Source organism: Sinomonas sp. T428B (assembly GCF_056780155.1).
Genome location: NZ_JBRAZR010000001.1, coordinates 3,206,295 through 3,225,204 on the forward strand (window position 1 = coordinate 3,206,295; position 18,910 = coordinate 3,225,204).

The 18,910-nt window shown below is 74.1% G+C and carries 16 protein-coding genes; 5 read left to right on the forward strand and 11 right to left on the reverse strand.

Annotated features, from left to right (window positions below; genetic code table 11):
• Positions 1-48: 48 nt before the first annotated feature.
• Together ACUYMY_RS14820 and ACUYMY_RS14825 are read left to right on the forward strand one after the other, a co-directional pair.
• A complete protein-coding gene (locus ACUYMY_RS14820; protein ID WP_481704294.1) occupies positions 49-735 on the forward strand; it encodes a GNAT family N-acetyltransferase in 687 nt (228 codons plus the stop codon).
• 120 nt (positions 736-855) lie between these two features.
• A complete protein-coding gene (locus ACUYMY_RS14825) occupies positions 856-3,207 on the forward strand; it encodes a DEAD/DEAH box helicase (protein ID WP_481704295.1) in 2,352 nt (783 codons plus the stop codon).
• Positions 3,208-3,317: 110 nt separating this feature from the next.
• On the opposite strand, the gene ACUYMY_RS14830 is transcribed toward ACUYMY_RS14825, so the two are convergent.
• The 7 genes from ACUYMY_RS14830 to ssd all read right to left on the reverse strand — a co-directional run bounded on the left by ACUYMY_RS14830 (position 3,318) and on the right by ssd (position 8,469).
• Positions 3,318-3,740: an Rv3654c family TadE-like protein gene (locus tag ACUYMY_RS14830; RefSeq protein ID WP_481704296.1), complete on the reverse strand. Its 423-nt coding sequence runs from the start codon at positions 3,738-3,740 to the stop codon at positions 3,318-3,320.
• Positions 3,737-4,120 carry a TadE family type IV pilus minor pilin gene (locus ACUYMY_RS14835; RefSeq protein WP_481704297.1) on the reverse strand — a complete coding sequence of 128 codons (384 nt, stop codon included), beginning with the start codon at positions 4,118-4,120 and terminating at the stop codon, positions 3,737-3,739. The genes ACUYMY_RS14830 and ACUYMY_RS14835 overlap by 4 nt, the downstream gene beginning before the upstream one ends.
• Complete coding sequence (locus tag ACUYMY_RS14840; protein WP_481704298.1) at positions 4,117-4,551, reverse strand: DUF4244 domain-containing protein; 435 nt, start codon at positions 4,549-4,551, stop codon at positions 4,117-4,119. The genes ACUYMY_RS14835 and ACUYMY_RS14840 overlap by 4 nt, the downstream gene beginning before the upstream one ends.
• 108 nt (positions 4,552-4,659) lie before the next feature.
• The gene (locus ACUYMY_RS14845) at positions 4,660-5,289 is read right to left on the reverse strand and encodes a type II secretion system F family protein (protein WP_481704299.1); all 630 of its coding nucleotides are present in this window, start codon (positions 5,287-5,289) and stop codon (positions 4,660-4,662) included.
• Positions 5,286-6,008 carry a type II secretion system F family protein gene (locus ACUYMY_RS14850; RefSeq protein ID WP_481704300.1) on the reverse strand — a complete coding sequence of 241 codons (723 nt, stop codon included), beginning with the start codon at positions 6,006-6,008 and terminating at the stop codon, positions 5,286-5,288. Before ACUYMY_RS14850 ends, ACUYMY_RS14845 begins: the two co-directional genes overlap by 4 nt.
• A 128-nt stretch (positions 6,009-6,136) precedes the next feature.
• A complete protein-coding gene (locus tag ACUYMY_RS14855; RefSeq protein ID WP_481704301.1) occupies positions 6,137-7,327 on the reverse strand; it encodes a TadA family conjugal transfer-associated ATPase in 1,191 nt (396 codons plus the stop codon).
• On the reverse strand, positions 7,324-8,469 hold the full coding sequence (gene ssd, locus ACUYMY_RS14860; protein WP_481704302.1) for a septum site-determining protein Ssd: 1,146 nt from the start codon (positions 8,467-8,469) through the stop codon (positions 7,324-7,326). The genes ACUYMY_RS14855 and ssd overlap by 4 nt, the downstream gene beginning before the upstream one ends.
• 122 nt (positions 8,470-8,591) lie before the next feature.
• On the opposite strand from ssd, the gene ACUYMY_RS14865 reads away from it, so the two are divergent.
• Both ACUYMY_RS14865 and ACUYMY_RS14870 read left to right on the forward strand, forming a co-directional pair.
• Entirely contained in the window at positions 8,592-10,259 is a 1,668-nt protein-coding gene (locus tag ACUYMY_RS14865; RefSeq protein ID WP_481704303.1) for a bifunctional 3'-5' exonuclease/DNA polymerase, read from the forward strand.
• A 141-nt stretch (positions 10,260-10,400) separates the two neighbouring features.
• Positions 10,401-12,134 carry a WXG100-like domain-containing protein gene (locus ACUYMY_RS14870; RefSeq protein WP_481704304.1) on the forward strand — a complete coding sequence of 578 codons (1,734 nt, stop codon included), beginning with the start codon at positions 10,401-10,403 and terminating at the stop codon, positions 12,132-12,134.
• On the opposite strand, the gene ACUYMY_RS14875 is transcribed toward ACUYMY_RS14870, so the two are convergent.
• The 3 genes from ACUYMY_RS14875 to ACUYMY_RS14885 are packed head-to-tail and all read right to left on the reverse strand — an operon-like array spanning position 12,131 to position 15,530.
• The gene (locus tag ACUYMY_RS14875; protein ID WP_481704305.1) at positions 12,131-12,808 is read right to left on the reverse strand and encodes an NUDIX hydrolase; all 678 of its coding nucleotides are present in this window, start codon (positions 12,806-12,808) and stop codon (positions 12,131-12,133) included. The genes ACUYMY_RS14870 and ACUYMY_RS14875 overlap by 4 nt on opposite strands.
• Positions 12,805-13,677: an endonuclease III gene (gene nth, locus ACUYMY_RS14880; RefSeq protein WP_481705071.1), complete on the reverse strand. Its 873-nt coding sequence runs from the start codon at positions 13,675-13,677 to the stop codon at positions 12,805-12,807. The genes ACUYMY_RS14875 and nth overlap by 4 nt, the downstream gene beginning before the upstream one ends.
• Positions 13,674-15,530 carry a hypothetical protein gene (locus ACUYMY_RS14885; RefSeq protein WP_481704306.1) on the reverse strand — a complete coding sequence of 619 codons (1,857 nt, stop codon included), beginning with the start codon at positions 15,528-15,530 and terminating at the stop codon, positions 13,674-13,676. Before ACUYMY_RS14885 ends, nth begins: the two co-directional genes overlap by 4 nt.
• A 294-nt stretch (positions 15,531-15,824) precedes the next feature.
• Between ACUYMY_RS14885 and acs the strand changes: the two genes are divergently transcribed.
• The gene (acs, locus tag ACUYMY_RS14890; RefSeq protein WP_481704307.1) at positions 15,825-17,792 is read left to right on the forward strand and encodes an acetate--CoA ligase; all 1,968 of its coding nucleotides are present in this window, start codon (positions 15,825-15,827) and stop codon (positions 17,790-17,792) included.
• A 91-nt stretch (positions 17,793-17,883) separates the two neighbouring features.
• Here acs and ACUYMY_RS14895 read toward each other — a convergent pair whose 3' ends face one another.
• Positions 17,884-18,909 carry a LacI family DNA-binding transcriptional regulator gene (locus ACUYMY_RS14895; RefSeq protein WP_481704308.1) on the reverse strand — a complete coding sequence of 342 codons (1,026 nt, stop codon included), beginning with the start codon at positions 18,907-18,909 and terminating at the stop codon, positions 17,884-17,886.
• Position 18,910: the final 1 nt, after the last annotated feature.

Consider the following 18,910-nt stretch of genomic DNA (forward strand, 5'->3'; position numbering starts at 1 on the left):
CTGTCACGGGCCTTATCAGTCCACAGTGCGGCCGGTATGGTCATCGCTATGGGTGAGGCATCGCTGAGCGAACTTCTGGACATCTGGGTCGAGGGCTGGGCCTCCACGCGCCGCTACGAGGTGCGCAACGTCGGTTCGTTCCGGGCCGTCCGCCTCGCCGACAAGTCCGGCGACTGGGAGACGTTCGCCGCCGACCCGAGCGACGACGACTTCGCGACCCTCGCCGCGTTCACCGCCGAGGCCCAGCCGCGGATCCTCACGATCCTCACCGAGGACCACGTCCGCTACCGCGCCCTCGCGGAGAAGCACGGCCTCGTGGTCCTCGCAGCCGACCAGGAGCTCATGGTCATGGACTTCGAGGGCAAGGACGTCGAGGAGCCGTGGCTCAACGACGACGAGCTCAGGCTCTCGACCGAGATCGAGGACCACAGCGCGACCGTGACCGTCACGACGGACCGAGGGGTCCTGGCCGCCCGCGGCCACGTCGCCGTGACCCACGGGTACGCGGTCTTCGACAGGATCATCACCGAGCCCGCATTCCGCCGACGGGGCCTCGGGAGCTTCATCATGCGGGCACTCACGGCCGCGATGAGCGAGCACGACCTCGAGCAGGGCCTGCTCATCGCCTCGAGCGACGGGCAGCACCTGTACCACCACCTGGGCTGGAACGACGTCTCCAGCGTCCTGATGCTGACGAACCCCGGCACCACCGAGGGCGGTTCCCTCAGCGACTGACCGGGGACAGGGGATCCTCCCTGGGGCCGCGGCCCGGTCCGGCTGGAGGGGACGCCGTCGGGGGCCGATCGTCCCCCTGCGTCTGACGGGTGCCCTTCTCCGGGCTGGCAGAATGCTTCCGTGGCCGCGCATGACTCGCTGATCCCCCTCCTGGGCCATTCCCCCGCTCCGGAGCAGTTGCGCCATGTCCACACGATCCCGGCACGCGAGGCCTTGCATGCCCCGTGGCCCGAGTGGGCGCACCCGGACCTCGTCCAGGCCTATGCAAGGCTGGGCATCGATGAGCCGTACACGCATCAGGCGGAGGCCGCGGCCCGCGCCCATGCGGGCGAGCACGTCGTGCTCGCGACGGGGACAGCCTCCGGGAAGTCCCTCGCCTATCAGCTGCCCGCCCTGGACGCCGTCCACCGCGCCGAGCTGAGGGTCGCGGCCGAGCCGGGCCGGGTGCATGCGGACGGCGCCGTGGTCCTGTACCTCTCGCCGACCAAGGCGCTGGCCGCGGACCAGCTCGCCGCCATCCGGGCCCTCCGCCTCCCGACGGTGCGCGCCGAGACGTATGACGGCGACACGGAGCCCGCCGCGCGGCGGTGGATCCGCGAGCACGCCAACGTCATCCTGGCCAACCCGGACATGCTCCACTTCGGGATCCTGCCCAACCATGCCTGGTGGGCCGCGTTCTTCCGCCGGCTGCGCTACGTGGTCATCGACGAGGCCCACTCCTACCGGGGCGTGTTCGGCTCCCACGTCGCGAACCTCCTGCGTCGGCTGCGGCGGGTCTGCGCGTACTACGGGTCCGAGCCCGTCTTCGTCGCCGCCTCGGCCACCTCGGGCGATCCCGAGGCCTCGGTCTCGCGCCTCATCGGCGCGCCCGTCTCGGCCGTGACCGAGGACGGCTCGCCGCACGGCGCCACCGAGGTGGCCTTCTGGGAGCCCGGCCTGACCGAGTCGAAGGGCGAGAACGGCGCCCCGCAGCGCCGCACCGCGATCGCGGAGACCGCCGACCTGCTGACCAACCTCGTCTCCTCGCGCGTGCGCTCCATCGCCTTCATCAAGTCGCGCCGTGGCGCGGAGGCGATCGCCTCGATCTCCCAGCGCCTCCTCGACGAGGTGGACCCGAGCCTGCCCGGACGCGTCGCGGCCTACCGCTCGGGATACCTTCCCGAGGAGCGGCGCGAGCTCGAGCGGAGGCTCCGCTCCGGGGAGCTGCTGGGCGTGGCGAGCACCTCGGCTCTCGAGCTCGGGATCGACATCGCCGGCCTCGACGCGGTGCTCGTGGCCGGCTGGCCGGGGACCCGGGCGTCGCTCTTCCAGCAGATCGGGCGTGCGGGGCGCGCCGGGCAGCAGGCGCTGGCCGCCTTCGTCGCGAGCGACGACCCCCTCGACACGTACCTCGTCAACCATCCCGAGGCCATCTTCGACGTCTCGGTCGAGGCCACGGTCCTCGACCCCTCGAACCCGTACGTGCTGGGCCCCCACCTGTGCGCGGCGGCGGCGGAGAAGCCGATCGGCCCGGCGGACCTCGACCTGTTCGGCCCGACCACGGAGTCCCTTCTGGGCCAGCTCGAGGCGCAGGGCTACCTGAGGCGGCGGCCGTCGGGCTGGTACTGGACGCACCCCGAGAGTGCCGCGGCCATGGTGAACCTGCGCGCCGCAGGCGGCGGGCCCGTGAGCATCATCGAGGCGGACACCGGCCTCCTCCTCGGCTCGATGGACTCGCCGCAGACGCACTACCAGGCCCACCAGGGTGCGATCTACGTGCACCAGGGCGCGAGCTACCTCGTCGAGGAGCTCAACGAGGCCGAGCACTGCGTCGTCGTCCGGAGAGTCAACCCGGACTACTACACGACAGCCCGGGACATCACCACGGTGGAGGTCCTGAGCGGCCTGCGCTCCGAGCAGTGGGGCCCCGTCGGGGTCCACTTCGGCGAGGTCAAGGTCACCACCCAAGTCGTCTCCTTCCAGCGCAAGGCGCTCATCTCCAACGAGGTCCTCGGCGAGGAGCCCCTCGAGCTGGGGGCCCGGGACCTCTTCACGAAGGCCGTGTGGATCACGGTCCCGGGCCCGACGCTCGCCGCCGCCGGGCTCGCCGAGGCACAGTTCCCGGGGGCCCTGCACGCGGCCGAGCACGCCGCCATCGGCCTGCTCCCCCTCGTCGCCTCGAGCGACCGCTGGGACGTCGGCGGCGTCTCGACGGCGCTCCACGCGGACACGGAGGAGCCCACGATCTTCGTGTACGACGGGCACCCGGGCGGTGCGGGATTCGCCGAGCGCGGCTACGACAGGCTCCGCGAATGGCTCACGGCGACCAAGCAGGCCATCGAGGCCTGCGAATGCGAGTCCGGCTGCCCCTCGTGCGTCCAGAGCCCCAAGTGCGGGAACAAGAACAATCCCTTGGACAAGTCCGGCGCGGTGACGCTCCTCGGCGCGGTCCTGAGCAGCGCGGCATCCGCTCCTGCGCCGACGGTCGGCTGACCGCCGCCGACCATGCTCTGATCCACAGCGAGGGTGGGCTGACCGCCGCAGGGAAGCCGCTCCGCTCGATAGATGAAGGCTGTCGGGCCCTCGAACGCTGCTGGACTCGCTCAGGGTGGCGGTCCCGCCCTGGCACGGCCCGGAACGGGACCCCACAGCGACCCGCCGTCGACGTTCACGACGACCCGGACCGTGCTCCCGGGGATCTCGACCTCGCAGGAGGCGATCGTCGCGGCGTTGAGGCCCGCCGCTTCGGCCGCCACGGCGCATGCGTGGCCCGGCCTGAGCCCCCGCTCGGCGTCGGCGGCAGCGAGCGCGGCGAGGTCAGCGGCGGCGGCCGCCCGCGACGAAGCGGCGAGCGCCTGGCCGAGGACGCCGACCGCTCCGGAGGCGACGATGAGGAGCAGGCCGAGGCCTAGCGCCAGGATCGTTCCGGCGCCCCGCTCGGCGCTGCGACGCGCCGGCGGCGTTACCGCAGTGTCCCCTGCGGTCCCCCGTGCCACGCGGTTCGGCCGGCCGGCCCTGCCGCTCATGGCGGCCCTTCCGCCGTCAGGCTCGCGGCCGCGCTGGCTCGTAGGCCGGCAGCCGCCGCGAGAGGTCCAGGCACGGGAAGGGTGACACGGACGGTCACGATCGCACCCGCGGCTTCGACCGTGTGCGCCGCCTCCGGGCCCGCGACTCGGGACACCTCCTGGCCCGCCCCCTGAGCTCCTCCTCCCCGTGCGAGGCTGCGGGCGGCTGCCCGCGCCGCCTCCTCGGCGCGCAGCTGCGACACCCCCGCGGCCACGGCGCTGAGCAGCACGCCGAGGAGGACGATCACGGCCGGGATGGCCACCGCGAATTCCGCCGTGACGGTTCCCCGCGAGGCCGCCGGGCCCCGAGGGGACCCGACGGCCCCACGGAGGTACTTCACGGCATCGCCAAGGCCGCGCGGATGATGCCGAGGAGGAACCCCCGGACCTCCTCACTGCGCAGGATGACCACGAGGAGGCCGGCGAAGGCCACGGCTCCCAAGGTGGCGATGGCGTACTCCGCCGTTGCCATGCCGTGCTCCCCGGCGGCTCGGCTGCCGAGCCACAGGCGCAGGAGCTGCACGCGCACTGCCCATCGGCGGCGGGCCCGACGCATGCGGCCTCGTGCCGCTGTCGCGGCCCGGTGCATGGCAGACGCCCTGCCAGGTGCCTGGCCGCGCCCCGCTGCCGGGCCCCCACCGGGAACATCGGGTCCCAAGGCCGTGGATCCGGGGAAGAGCTCGATGACCTGCGCGAGGCCGTCGGGGCGGGAGGGGTCGAGTTCGGGCAGGGCCTCGGGTGAGGCTCCCGGCGCGCTGGCGGTGGTGGACATGGACATGGTTCCTCCTTGCTGGCTCCCCACCGGGTGGCGGGGACGGGCGCGCCGCGTCGGCGGCGCCTCCTGACGCGGGATGCGGCAGGACGTTGATGGGGGCGGCACTCAACCGCCGGGAAGCATCGCGAGGAGCACGGGGATTACTCCGAGGCACAGGAACGCCGGGAGCGAGCACACGCCGAGCGGGACAACGAGCCTCACTCCGAGTGCTGCCGCCCGCCGCTCAAGCTCCCGGTGGCGGGTCCGCCGGAGCTGTCTCGCCCGGGCATAGAGGAGCTCGGCCGAAGGCGCTCCGGTCCCGGCGGCGAAGTGCAGAGCCTCCCTGAGCTCGCCGAGGACAGTCCGGGGCTCGACGGGTGGCCAGGCGCTCTGCCAGCCCACTCCGAGTCGAAGCGCCGCCCCCACGCGCGCGAGGGGCGCTGCGGAGGCCCCGGCGGCCGGGGCGACGACCTCGAGGGCGCGGGCCACCGGCAGGCCGGCCTCGAGCATGGATCCGATGAGTTCGAGCAGGAGCGAGGCGTTCTCAGGCCCGCTCCGCCGCGTGGCCTCGTCCCGGCCGGGGGCAGGAGCCGAAGTGTCCGCTGCGGCGCCTACGCCTTCCGGTCGGACCCGCCCGGGCATTGCTCGGGTCCCCGGAGCGACGGCCCGACGCAGCCCGTGTGAAGGGCCGGCCAGCCACAGGGCGGTGGCCGAGATCGCCGCGGCGACCCCGGCGGCCAGGACCATGAGGCTCATCGCTCCTCCGATGCCGCGCTCACGAGCTTCGACGACCACCACCGGCCCAGGAGGGTCAGGACGCTCCCGACCGTGAGGCACGCCGCCCCGAGGGGCGTGGACAGCAGGAGCCCTAGCGGGTCCACGCCCATGAGGATGCCGAGTCCGAGCCCGGCCAGCGGGAGCACGCTGAGGACCTTCGCCGTCGCCCTCGGCCCCGCGAGCGCCACGCCCCGGGCGGCGGCCGCGTCGGCGTCGGACTCGAACTGTGCAGCAAGCCGGTCGAGGACCGCCGCGAGCGGGGAACCCGAGGCCTCCGCCGTCTCGATGCACGCAGCGACGCTGCCCCAGATCGCAGCGGAGCGCCCACGTGCCCCGCCGGAATGCTCTGCGTTGCGGCTCGCGGCGACTCCTGCCTCGGCTCGGATGGCCGGTGCGACGGGGCGGCCGAGCGATGCCGCGTGCGCGGCGGCCGCGAGGACCCGCGAGCTCGTCTCCTCCCACGTCGCAGGGGCCGGACCCAAGCTGCCTGCCCGCCCTGCTCGCAGCCCCGCCGGCGCGGCGGTGCGGCGGGTCCCGTCGCCTCCGTGGGCGCCACCTCGGGCCTCACCGTGGATCTCGGCGGCCTGCGCCCACATCTGGGCCGGCGACCGGCCCGCCCTGAGCAGCGCGGAGATCTGCGCGACGAGGAGGGAAGCGCTCTGGAGGTCTCCTGCCGGCCCCCGGGATCCCCGACGCACGCCCCTCCTCCCACCGGGACCTGAGCGATCCGCCGCCGACGCCGCCTCTGGTCCACGCCTGAGAGGACGCACGAGGAGGAAGGAGAGGAACAGTGCGGCCCCGAGGATCGCGGCGGGGACGAGCTCGTTCATGCGACCGCTCCCAGACGGCGACCCAGTCCCAGCATCGAGGCGAGGTCCGCCCATCCGGGCCCCTGCCGACAGTGGCCCGGCTCGCCCCCGTCGTCGCGCACGAGGGCGTCGCAGATCAAGAGGCGTCCCGCCACCTCGGCCACGACGGCGATGCTCGCGACTCGACGGCCCTGAGGGGCGCGCTCGAGGTGTACGACGGCGTCAAGCGCACTGGCGGCCTGGAGCGTCGTCGCCTCGGGGGTCATGCCCGCGAGCGCGCCGAGGGCGGTGAGCCGGGCGACGACGGACTCCGCGCTGTTGGCATGGATCGTCCCGGCCCCGCTGTGGCCGGTGTTGAGGGCCGCCAGGAGCTCCCTGACCTCGGCGCCGCGGCACTCCCCGACCACGAGCCAGTCCGGTCTCATCCTCAGGGCCTGGCGCACGAGCTCGGCCAGATCGACCCGGCCGGCGCCCTCGACGTTCCCGTGCCGGGCTTCGAGTGTGACGGCATGGCGATGCTCGGGCGCGAGCTCGGCTGCGTCCTCGACGAGGACCAGTCGCTCGTCGTCCGGAATGAGGCCCAGGAGCGTGCTCAGGAGCGTCGTCTTCCCCGCCCCGGTGGCGCCGCTGACGAGGAAGCTGCGCTTCTGCGCGACGAGGGCCTCCAGGACCTCCCGCTGGACGGGCAGCACGGTGCCCGTTGCCTGGAGCTCGTCCAGGCTCAGAGTCCGCTCGCGGCTGATCCTGACCGACAGGAGCGTGCCGGCAGTCGAGACGGGCGGCAGGACTGCATGGACGCGGTACCCTCCGGGCAGGCGCACGTCGACGCAGGGGCTGCTGTCATCGAGGCGCCGGCCCCCGGCGGCGACAAGCCTGACGGCGAGCGCACGCACCGCATCCTCGGAGTCGAAGGGCACGCCCCCGGCCCGTTCGAGGCCCTGGCCGCGGTCCACCCACACGTCGCGGGGCCCGTTGACGAAGATGTCCGTGACGTGCGGATCGTTCGCGAGGGCCTGGAGCGGTCCTAGGCCGCGCAGCTCGGCGGAGATGGCGTCGATCGCGGCGAGGGTTCCCGCCGTTCCGAGGAGGCGGCCGCTCGCATGCACGGCGGCCGCGATCCTCGCGGGCGTCACCGGCCCGGGCTCGGCGAGCACCGAGCGGCGGACGGCGTCGAGCAGCCCGTCGTCGACGGCCCCCTGGAGCCTCATGGCCGCCGCCTCCGTCCGGCGAGCCGGAGCCCCACCCGGAGCGCCTCGCCGTCGTCCGGCTCCGGGTCAGGGGCTACGACCGCCTCGGCGAGCCTCCGCACGTCGCGGCGCCGGGACAGCTCGAGGAGCCGTCCCGACTCGGCGGCGGCGGGCGCACGGCGCAGCGTCGGGACCCGCCCCACGAGCGGGCAGCCGACTGCATCCGCGAGCTGCTCGGCGTCCATGCCCTCCGCTGGCCTGCCGCGCACGAGGACGCCCACCGGGACTGGCGGGAGCTCGTGGACGAGCTGCGCGGCCGAGAGCACGCCGCCCAGCCTGCTCGGGACCACCACGACCAGGCGATCGCTGGCCCATCCGAAGTCCTCAATCGCCTCGCGCCCGCGGCCGACGTCCACGATGACGACATCGAACGCCGCCCTGGCGGCGTCGAGGGCGCCCGCGACGGCGGTGCCCGGGACCCTCGCCGCGGGCTCAGCACCCGCCGGCCAGGACAGCAGGGCGAGGCCGCCGACGCGCGGGAGCGATGCCTCGAGCTGGTCGGGATTGATGGGACCGCTTGCCGCCACGACATCCGGCCAGTGCAGCCCCTCGGGAGCCCGGGCGCTCACGCAGAGCTCGAGCCCTCCCGCGAGGCGGTCCCCGTCGACGAGGAGCGTCCGGCTGCCGCCGAGGGAGCAGGCCGCCGCGAGGAGCGCCGCCGTCGTGCTCGCCCCGGCCCCGCCGCAGCCGCCGATCACGCCGAGGACGCTGCCCCGCACCGTGCTGCTGCGCCGGCGCCCCAGGAACTCGACGAGCCAGCCGGACGCCTCGGGGAGCTCGGCGACGTGCTCGACCCCGAGGACCGCGGCCCGCGCCCAGAGGACGGCCCGGTCCCCTCCGCGGCCCACGAGGATGACGTCCTGGCGCCGCTGCGGCGGCAGGTCGGCGACGTCAGCCCCGAGAAGGACGAGGGAGCCGCCCGCCCACAGGTGACCGGCCTCCTCGGCCGTCGAGACCGCGTCGAAGCCGAGCCCCGCGGCGGCGGCGACGCGGGCGCAGTCCTCCCGCAGCGCAAGGTCCGCGGTGATGCAGCAGACCACCGCCCCGTCGTCGGGGATCCAGGCCTCCCCGGCCGTCCCCCTGCCCAGCTGTTCCGTTGCCATGCGCCCACCCTCGCCCCGGGCCCAGACCCGGGGAACCGGAGCCTGGGGCTATGTGGACAACACGCCGGGGCGGCTCCGTGTGGAGGACGAGTCTTGTCCTCCCCGCCCGGGACAATGGATGGATGCATGTGCTCGTCGCCTCCGCCCCGGACGGTGCCGTGCTCCTGCAGCGCCTCGACGCCGCGGGCAGCCCTTCGGGGGCACCCGAGCGCCTCGCACAGGACGGCCTCGCGGAGGCGGCCCGGACGATCGAGGCCGCTGAGCGCCCCCGCTGGGTCTGGCGGCGGACGCCCGACTGGTACCCCCGGCTCCTCGCGGAGGGCGTCCCGCTCGAACGCTGCCACGACCTCTCCTTGTCCGCGGCGATCCTCGCCCACTCCGCCTACGCCTCGGGGTACGTCCCCGGGCCCGCCGTCGCCGAGGCGGGGCAGCCCGCCCCGCCCAACGGCCTGCCCGGGCTTCCTCCCTCCCCGCACCAGGGCTCGCTCTTCGAGCACGCGGCGACCGCGGGACCACCGCCCGAGACGCTCGCGGCCGAGTTCGCCGAACAGCTCGCCGCCCTCGCCCGCTCCCCGCACCGCCCGCGGCTGGCGCTCCTGCTCGCAGCCGAGTCCGCCGGCTCGCTCGCCGCCGCGGAGATGCAGCATGCCGGCGTGCCCTGGGACGCGCACGTGCACGATGCCGTCCTCGCCGAACGGCTCGGCCCCCGCCCGCCCGCAGGCTCCAGGCCCGCGCTCCTCGAGGCGAAGGCGGCGGAGCTGCGGGCGCTCCTCGGCGCCCCGGGAATGAATCCCGACTCTCCGCAGGAGCTCATGCGTGCCCTGCACCGCGCCGGGATCGAGGCGCGGACGACGCGCGCGTGGGAGCTCAGGGAGTATTCGCATCCGGCCATCACGCCCCTGCTCGAGTACAAGAAGATGGCTCGGCTCCTCACAGCGAACGGCTGGGCGTGGCTCGATGCATGGGTCGCGGACGGGCGGTTCCGGCCCGAGTACGTGGTGGGCGGCGTCGTGACCGGCCGGTGGTCGTCCCGGGGAGGCGGGGCCCTGCAGATCCCCGCACAGGTGCGGTCAGCGGCGCGGGCCCTGCCCGGGCACCGGCTCATCGTCGCGGACGCCTCGCAGCTCGAGCCGCGGGTCCTCGCCGCCCTCGCCCGCGACGAGGCGATGGCCGCCGCGGCCCGGGGGAAGGACCTCTACGCCGGGATCGCCGCCGCGGGCTTCGGGGGCGACCGCGGCCAGGCCAAAGTCGCCCTGCTCGGCGCCATCTACGGTGCGACGACCGGCGAGTCCGGCCGGCTCATGCCCCAGCTCGCGCGCCTCTACCCGCGCGCCGTGGGCTTCGTCGAGCAGGCAGCGCGCGACGGCGAGCGCGGCCTCCGCGTGACGACCCACCTCGGGCGGAGCACGCCTCCGCCGTCAGAGCGGTGGCTGGCATCCCAGCGGACGGCCACGGCCGAGGAGCAGCGCCGGGCGGATGCCATCGCCCGCGACCGGGGGCGCTTCACGCGCAACTTCATCGTCCAGGGCACCGCGGCCGAGTGGGCCGAGTGCTGGATCGCCGAGCTGCGGCTCAGGCTGCTCCGGCTCCGGCGCGACGGGCTGCGCGCCGAGCTCGTGTACTTCCTCCACGACGAGGTCATGCTCCACGCCGAGGAGTCCGCAGCGGAGGCGTGCGCCGCCGCCGTCGAGGAGTCCGCGCGATCCGCGGGACGCCTGCTGTTCCCGGGCGCACCGGTCGAATTCCCCCTGAGCGTGGCCGTCGTCGACTCCTACGACCAGGCGAAGTAGCCGCCCTCGCCGGCACTTCTCCTCCACAGGCAGGCCGGAATGGCGGAGTTGTCCACAGAGGGTGACTTTCCCGGGCCATCGGGCCGACGGCGGTCCTAGCGTGGACGTCGAAGCACGCAACGAGCGGGACGGGGGAACAGGATGGCAGTGATCGCCGTGGATCCGCAGGGGCTCGTCGACTGCGCCGCCCACGTGGCGCGGGCGCAGGGGGATCTGCTCGCGGCCGCCGACGCCGCGGCGGAAGGGCTCGCGGGGAGCGGGGGCATGGCCGGCAACGACCCGGCGGGGAGCGACTGGGCGTCCGCCTACGATCCGGCAGCGGCCCGGCTACTGGGCCTCGCCGCCGAGGTCGGGAACAGGCTCGGCGACCACGTGCATGCCCTCAACGAGTCCGCCGCGGCCTACCACGCGACGGAAGGCTGGTTCGGGGGAGAGCCGGCGCCGGCGCCCACCCCCGCACAGGCGTGGCCGGAGGCCGTGATGCGTTCCCTCCCGGAGGCCAGGGGCGGCGTGCCCGTCGGGCATGGCGACCCCATCGTCCAGGCGGCCGTCGCCCTGATCGGAACGGTCTGGCCCAACGGCAGCACCGGGCGGCTCGAGGCCGCCGCGGTGCAGTGGTCACAGCTCGCCGCGGGCCTGGCCGCGGCCCGGACGACGGCGATGACCAGCGCCGCGGGCACGCTTGCCACGATGAGCGGCCCGATGGCCGCGGCGGCCGCGGACCGGACGCGGACGCTAGATACCGGGCTCAGCGATCTGGCTGCCGGAGCCACTGAGCTGTCGACGGCGTGCCGCGATCTGGCAGGCCATATCGACGAGGCCCACCGCGAGGCCCAGCAGGAGATCATCAATCTGGGCAGGGACGCCGCCATCACCGCCGCCGTGAGCGCCGGACTGTCCTTCGTGACCTTCGGGGCGGGGGCCCTCGTCGGCGGCGCGGCCGCCATCGCCCGCGTGGTGGCTGCCGGGGGGAGGTTCGCGTCCCTCTTCCAGCGTCTTGCCTCCCTCGCCCGATCCGTGGCCGGGCGCATCACGAAGATCAAGGAGGCCCTCGACGGTCTCGCCGCCAGGATGTCCCAGTGGGCCATGGGAAGGCTGCCCCAGCCATTGCGCCGGCTCGGAGAGGGGGCACAGAAGGTCACCGACCACTGGCTCTTCACGCTTGCCACGAACGGGCCGCTAGCCCTGGCCGGCAAGATCGCGAACAAGCAGATCGCGGCAGTGGCGGGAAAGCTCGGCAAAGGCGCCGCCGAGAGGACGCTCGTGCTCGGATGGAATCACAGCTCCACGGTCCGCAGCACGCTCCTGAGGACGGCGGAGTGCAGAACCCCGCCAGAGTCCGGGCGGGGCCTCGCGACCAGGGGCACCGTGCGCGCTGCCATGGAGAAGGGTGGGGGAACCGTTGTCGCCCGGGCCGTCCGAGGGTCCCAAGAGTCCATGACCACGGCCGCCCGCGAGTTGCTCCCGAAGCCGGAGCTGCCCGCCCCGGAGGAAGAGGCTCCGGCCGGCGCCGATGGCGGGCGCGCGAGGATCGCCGAGGTCCTTGGTCTCCCCGAGGGCGCGTGGCCGTCCATCAGAGAGCCCGAGCCGATTGGCCTCGCGCCGGGTGTGACCCTCGATCTGGCCGCCGGATCCGTGACTGGGCCCGGCGGCTTCCAGAGCCAGCTGTCCCTGCCCGGCAGCGCTGGCGCCGAACTGTCCGCACTCGGAACCCTCGCCAGGGCGGCGACACTCGAGGACAACTACTGGGCAGACCGCCTCGACGCCGCCGCCGGTGTCCGGGATGTCACGTTCACCTTCGGGGAGGCCGCGGCGGAGGCGGCGCAGCAGCCGGCCGGCCCGGCTCTCTCCCAGCCGGCAGCCGCCGTTCGCTAGGGCTGGACGGGATGCTCGCGGCCGCGGTCCCACGGGACGGCCCAGCCGAGGGCCTCGAAGAGGGAGTCAAGCACCATCGCGGTGAAGCCCCACACGAGGACCCCGTTGACGGTGAATGCAGGGCTTGCGAACCGCGCCCCGCTGCGGTGCAGGACGGCCATGACCCGGTTCCGCGGGTCCAGGAGGTCGCGAACGGGAGTGCGGAAGACCTGCGCCGACTCCCCGTAGTCCACGACGCGGACCTTGGAGGGCGACGACCACCAGCCGATGACCGGCGAGACGAGGAAGCCCGTGAACGCCATGCCCAGCGGCGGCAGCTCGCCGAGGATGTCCACACCCTCGGGGTCGAGGCCGGTCTCCTCTCTGGCTTCGCGGAGGGCGCACTCCACGAGCGAGCCGTCCTCGGGATCCCGACCCCCTCCGGGGAACGCGACCTGCCCAGGATGGGACCCGAGCGTCGCCGCCCGCTCGAGCAGGAGGATGTCCAGCTCCGAAGGGGCCAGGGGCCGATCCGACTGGGCGGGGACGTCGTCGAGGGCGCCGAAGAGCACGAGGACCGCCGCCGCCCGGGACGGCCCCTTGAGCGTCCTCGGATGCCAGCGGCGGTCGAAGGGGTCCTTCCTTCCGGCGGTGATGTCCGCGACGAGGGCCTCGAGGTCGGCGCGGGCGTTCACCCTTCCTCCCCCACGGCATCGGCGGCCCCGGCCTCCGCGCCACGCGCGGCGGTGGCCTCAGTGCGCTGGCGGATCGCCGCGGCCCTGTCTGCGTTGGCGATCATCTCCGCCCTCAGCTCCTCCTTGCCAGGAGCCAGCTCGAACCGCAGGAGGCGCCGGGCCTTCTCGGGATCGGTCTCGCCGGAGCCGAACGAGGGGCACAGGGAGGCCACAGGGCAGGCGCCGCAGGCGGGCCGGCGGGCCAGGCACACCCGGCGCCCATGGAAGACGACCCGGTGGGAGAGCATCGTCCAGTCGGCCGGCTCGAAGAGCTCCATGACGTCCCGCTCGACGACGACGGGATCGTCCGAGGCAGTCCAGCCGAAGCGCTTCGCGAGCCGCCCGAAATGCGTGTCGACCGTGATGCCCGGCACGCCGAAGGCGTTGCCCAGCACGACGTTCGCGGTCTTGCGCCCCACTCCCGGGAGGGTGACGAGCTCGGCCAGGGTGCCGGGCACCACGCCGTCATACTCGTCGACGATCCGCGCCGACAGGGCGTGCAGGCTCTTGGCCTTGGCCCGGAAGAAGCCCGTCGGACGGATGATCTCCTCGAGGTCGGCGAGCTCGGCCTCGCTCATCGCGCGGGCGTCTGGATACCGGGCGAACAGGACGGGCGTCACCTGGTTCACACGGACGTCCGTGGTCTGTGCGCTGAGCACGGTCGCGACGAGCAGGCCGAACGGGTCGCTGAAGTCGAGCTCGGCGTGGGCATAGGGGTACACCTCGGCGAGCACGCGGTTGATCCTGCGTGCCCTCCGCTTGAGGGCCAAGGGCGACTCGTCCGGGCTGAGCCTGCGCCTACGCCGGGCCTGCGCCGCCGTCGTGCTCAGCCCCGCTCGATTCCCGAGAGCTCCCGCAGGACTCCCACGCGGCCGTCCGTGTTCTGCACGACGAACTCGTTCCCCCTGTCCTGGAGGGCGAGGATCCACTGACCCGGCTCGAGGATGAAGAGCGGCTCGCCGGTCATCGCGTCCACCGCGGTGCGCGGCTGGCTCACGGCGAACCAGAAGGCTTCGTAGTGCTGGGCCGGCTCGTCGAACGGCCGGCTGGCACCGATGCTCTCGGAACCGCCGAGGGCGCCGGCCGCGCTTCCGCCGCCCCCGCCTGCCCCGGCGCCCGCTGTGGACGGGAACACCGCCGTCGCCGGGCCGGCGGACTCGGGCGCGCCATACGCCTCGCCGTCGGCCTCCCCGTACGCAGTGCCCTCGAGCCACGGCTGGGCCCGCTCGGACCGCCGCTCGTCGGCTGCCCCGCGGGCCGGCCAAGGGGCAGCAGGCTCGTAGGCCTCGGTCTCGGCCCTGGCCGGCTCATACTCTCCGGCCGGCTCGTCAGCTCGTGCCCGGGCGGGTCCCGGCAGGGCGGCCGTCTCCTCCGGCTCCTCGGCGATCCGGTCCCGGAACTGCCTGCCGTTCTCGCGCTCGACCTCGCCTCGAGCCCGTCCGGCGGGCATGGCGGCTGTCTCCGGGCCGGCGTCCTGGGGGGCCAGCTGCGAGGGCGCGCCGGCCCTGCCGCCGGCCCCTGCGCCTGCCGGTGCAGCAGCGTCGGCGGCACCTGGCGCTGCATCGGCCGCCGCCGGACGCTGCCCAGCGCGGCCGCCGCCCGCAGCCGCGGCCTCGCGCGCCTCGACACCGGCAGCCCGCTCCGGCTCACGGGCCTCGCGCGCCTCCACACCGGCCGCCCCCTCGGACTCCCGGGCCTCGCGAGCGTCGACGGCGCCGGGTTCCTTGGTGCTGGGTCCCCGGACGCCCACGGCCGCCTGTGCCGCGGTCGAGGGAGCCTCGTCGGGGCGGGCGACGTCGTCGGCCGACGGGGTCACACCCCCGCGTGCCGAGCCAGCAGGAGCCGCGCCCGCAGGCACCGGCCTCTCCGCAGCGGTCCCCGTGGGTGCGGAGCCAGCCGAGGGCCCCGGCTCCTTGGCCCCAGCGCCGGCCTCGCGGGCGCCAGCGCCCGCCAGGCCCGCTCCGGCGGCGGCGCCGGATCCTGCCGCCGAGGCGGCCCAGCCGGCGCCGAACCACGCGGCGGACCGGTCCTCGTCGGCGGAGGCGCCGGCGCGGTCCTCTGCGGAGGGGCCAGCGGCCGCCCCCACCCGCGCGGACGTGTCGGCGCCGGCGGGACGGTGGACGGGCTGGACGGCATCCCGGGCCACGATGTGGGCGGGGGTCGCGGGGCGGCCGTCGAAGTCGCCGGCGAAGGGCGGGACGACGCGGGCCGCGGTCGTTGCCGCGACGAGCGCGACGCCGCCGAGGAGCCCGACCACGGCGCCGGGCGTGAACGTCGTGACGGTGAACACGAAATAGTACGAGCAGGACAGCACGGCCACGACGGACGCGAACTGGTCCACGGAGAGCGAGCCGACGCGCAGGGAGCGGTGCGGATCGAGCCGACGCCAGACGAAAAGCCCCGCGGCGGCCGCCGGGAGCAGGAACCCGATCGCGAGGAAGAAGACATTCTGCGCGTTCCACAGGTTCAGCAGCACGTTGCGCTGGAGGAGCGGCAGGAGCGACCCCACGAACGTGATGAGCACCCCGCCCAGCAGGGTCAGGTCACGGACGGTGAACGGCCCGAGGACCGCCTCGTTCCGGCGTCGCTCGCCGGGGCCGGGATGGCCCACGGCCTCGTTCCGGCTGGCGCCGGGTCCACCCGGCCGGGGCTTCTCCGCCGGGCCGTAGCTCGCTTCAGACATGGTCACTCCTTCGCCTCTTCTCCATGCCAGCCTAGCCAACCGCGCGGGCCCCACCTAGACGCCGTGCACCGCCGCCATCGCGCGGAAGGCGACCGCTCGCCGTCGTGCGTCTACCGCCCACCGCAGGGCAGCGGCCGCCGGGCGCCGAAGTGTGATGCGCGCAACGTCCCGGCTACCCGGAGGGCGCTAGTGTGGGAGCAGGCAGCGGTGTGCTCGACCTCACAGCCGCGCGGGTGCTCCCGCGGGCGGGGCCACGCCGCTGGAGACCGCGAGGAACGAGCCGAAAGGACTCCCATGTCCCAGGAAACCGTCAAAGGAGACGCCTTCGAGAACCTGCTCCACGAGGAGCGCCAGTTCCCGCCGTCGCCCGAGTTCGCCGCAGCCGCCAACGTGGGCGAGGGCATCTACGCCGAGGCCGCGGCGGACCGGACCGCGTTCTGGGCGAAGCAGGCCCGCGAGCTGCTGACCTGGTCGAAGGACTTCGGCCAGACGCTGGACTGGTCCGAGCCGCCGTTCGCGAAGTGGTTCGTCGGCGGGGAGGTCAACGCCGCGTACAACGCCCTGGACCGGCACGTCGAGAACGGGCTCGGGGACCGGGTCGCGATCCACTTCGAGGGCGAGCCGGGCGACACCGAGACCATCACCTACGCGGAGCTGACCGAGCGGGTCAAGCGCGCGGCGAACGCGTTCGAGTCCCTCGGCGTGGCCAAGGGCGACCGGGTCGCGGTGTACCTGCCGATGATCCCCGAGGCCGTCGTGACCATGCTCGCGTGCGCCCGCATCGGTGCGGTCCACTCGGTCGTGTTCGGCGGCTTCTCCGCGGACGCGCTCCGCTCGAGGATCGACGACGCCGAGGCCAAGCTCGTCGTGACCGCGGACGGCACGTTCCGCCGCGGCAAGCCGTCCTCGCTCAAGCCCGCCGTGGACGAGGCGCTCTCGGCCCCGGGGCACACGGTCGAGCACGTCGTCGTCGTCAGGCGCAACGGCCAGGACATCGACTGGACCGAGGGCCGCGACCTGCACTGGTCCGAGCTCCTCGCGGCCGCCTCGCCCGAGCACACCGCTGTCGGGCACGACGCCGAGCACCCGCTCTTCATCCTCTACACCTCGGGCACCACCGGGAAGCCCAAGGGCATCCTCCACACCACCGGCGGATTCCTCACCCAGACCGCCTTCACGCACTCGGCGGTGTTCGACCTCAAGCCCGAGACGGACGTGTACTGGTGCACGGCCGACGTCGGCTGGGTCACCGGGCACTCGTACGTCGCCTACGCGCCGCTCGTCAACGGCGCGACCCAGGTCATGTACGAGGGCACCCCGGACTCCCCGCACCAGGGCCGCTGGTGGGAGATCGTGCAGAAGTACAAGGTCTCGATCCTCTACACCGCCCCCACCGCGATCCGGACCTTCATGAAGTGGGGCCGGGAGATCCCGGACAAGTACGACCTCTCGAGCATCCGCGTCCTCGGCACGGTCGGCGAGCCGATCAACCCCGAGGCGTGGATGTGGTACCGCGAGGTCATCGGTGGGAACAAGGCGCCCATCGTCGACACCTGGTGGCAGACCGAGACGGGGGCCATGATGATCGCCCCGCTCCCCGGCGTGACCGCGGCCAAGCCAGGCTCCGCCCAGGTCCCCCTGCCCGGCATCGCCGTGGACGTCGTGGACGAGCAGGGCCACTCGGTCCCGAACGGGCACGGCGGCTTCCTCGTGGTCCGCGAGCCCTGGCCGTCGATGCTGCGCACGATCTGGGGCGACCCGGAGCGGTTCAAGGACACGTACTGGTCCCGGTTCGAGGGCATGTACTTCGCCGGCGACGGCGCGAAGAAGGACGAGGACGGCGACGTCTGGCTCCTGGGCCGCGTCGACGACGTCATGAACGTCTCCGGCCACCGCCTCTCGACCACCGAGATCGAGTCCGCCCTCGTCTCGCACCCGTGGGTCGCGGAGGCCGCCGTCGTCGGCGCCGCGGACGAGACCACCGGCCAGGCCGTCGTGGCGTTCGTGATCCTGCGCTCGGATGCCGAGACAGGCAGTGCAGACGAGGCGTCCGCCCAGCTGCGCGCCCACGTCGGCAAGGAGATCGGCCCGATCGCCAAGCCCAAGCACGTGCTCATCGTCCCCGAGCTGCCCAAGACCCGCTCCGGGAAGATCATGCGCCGCCTGCTCAAGGACGTCGCCGAGGGCCGCGACCCGGGCGACGCGACGACCCTCGCCGACCCGAGCGTCATGCAGCAGATCGCCGCGGACCTGCGGAAGTAGCACCGGCCGGTCTGGATGAAGGACGACGGCGGCGACGCACCCCTCAAGGGTGTGCCGCCGCCGTCGTGCTCGCCTCAGGGAACGGGCAGCCTCACGGGCAGCCGCATGAGCTCCTGAGCACGAGCTCGACAGGGAAGATCTGGCTCTGGGTGGGCTTGCCGGTCTCGGCGTCGATGAGCGCGTCCACGGCGGCGCGGGCCATCGCCTCGACCGGCTGCGCGACCGTACTCAGCGGGGGCCAGCTGTACTCCGCCTCGGCCGAGCCGTCGAAGGAGAAGATCGCAAGGTCGTCGGGGATCCGCAGCCCGGCCTCGTGGACCGCGCGCAGGAGCCCGACGGCCTGCAGGTCGGAGCTGACGAACACGGCCGCGGGCCTGTCGGCGGAGGCGATGAGGTCCTGACCCGCGCGGTACCCGCCCTCGCGCGTGAAGGGCACGCGCAGGACCGGCCCCTCGGGCAGGCCGGCCTCCCGGACGCCCTGGCGCCAGCCGACCTCGCGCGCGTCGAGGTCGCCGCCGGTGTTCGTGCCCATGACGAGCCCGACGCGCCGGTGGCCGTGGCCAACGAGGTGCTCGACGGCCATGCGGCCGCCGTCCTGGAAGGCGACGCCGACAGAGTTGAAGCCGGGGCTCTCGGCGCTGTGGTTGAGCAGGACGGCGGGGATCTCGGCCTGCTCGAGGTCCGTCAGGTCCGGCTCGAAGAGCACGCTGCAGAGGAAGACGCCGTCGACCCTGCGGCCGACGAGGTTCTCGACGAGCCGCCGCTCGGTGCGCAGCGAGCCGTCCGAGTCGGCCAGGAGCATGGCGTAGCCGCGCTCGGCGGCAGCGACCTCGACCGCCCGGGCGAGAGAGGCGAAGAAGGGGTTGGTCGCGTCCGGCACGACCATTCCGAGCATCTCCGACGAGCCGAGCTTGAGGGCGCGCGCGGCCGCGTTGGGCCGGTAGCCCAGGGCGCTGATCGCCTGCCGCACCTTGGCCTCCGTCGTGGGCGAGACCCGCTTCGGCCCACCGTTCATCACGTAGCTGACGACGGCGGTGCTCACGCCGGCGAGCCGGGCGACGTCCTTGCGGGTGACGGCCGGCCTGGCAGGAGCTGGCTGGTGCGTCATGGCGACCATG

Excerpts from the sequence above, each read along its gene's own strand:
- ACUYMY_RS14895 (WP_481704308.1), bottom strand. The coding sequence starts at position 18,909 with ATGGTCGCCATGACGCACCAGCCAGCTCCTGCCAGGCCGGCCGTCACC.
- acs (WP_481704307.1), top strand. The coding sequence starts at position 15,825 with ATGTCCCAGGAAACCGTCAAAGGAGACGCCTTCGAGAACCTGCTCCAC.
- ACUYMY_RS14865 (WP_481704303.1), top strand. The coding sequence starts at position 8,592 with ATGCATGTGCTCGTCGCCTCCGCCCCGGACGGTGCCGTGCTCCTGCAG.
- ACUYMY_RS14855 (WP_481704301.1), bottom strand. The coding sequence starts at position 7,327 with ATGAGGCTCCAGGGGGCCGTCGACGACGGGCTGCTCGACGCCGTCCGC.
- ACUYMY_RS14845 (WP_481704299.1), bottom strand. The coding sequence starts at position 5,289 with ATGAGCCTCATGGTCCTGGCCGCCGGGGTCGCCGCGGCGATCTCGGCC.
- ACUYMY_RS14830 (WP_481704296.1), bottom strand. The coding sequence starts at position 3,740 with ATGAGCGGCAGGGCCGGCCGGCCGAACCGCGTGGCACGGGGGACCGCA.
- ACUYMY_RS14885 (WP_481704306.1), bottom strand. The coding sequence starts at position 15,530 with ATGTCTGAAGCGAGCTACGGCCCGGCGGAGAAGCCCCGGCCGGGTGGA.
- ACUYMY_RS14820 (WP_481704294.1), top strand. The coding sequence starts at position 49 with ATGGGTGAGGCATCGCTGAGCGAACTTCTGGACATCTGGGTCGAGGGC.
- ssd (WP_481704302.1), bottom strand. The coding sequence starts at position 8,469 with ATGGCAACGGAACAGCTGGGCAGGGGGACGGCCGGGGAGGCCTGGATC.
- ACUYMY_RS14870 (WP_481704304.1), top strand. The coding sequence starts at position 10,401 with ATGGCAGTGATCGCCGTGGATCCGCAGGGGCTCGTCGACTGCGCCGCC.
- ACUYMY_RS14840 (WP_481704298.1), bottom strand. The coding sequence starts at position 4,551 with ATGTCCACCACCGCCAGCGCGCCGGGAGCCTCACCCGAGGCCCTGCCC.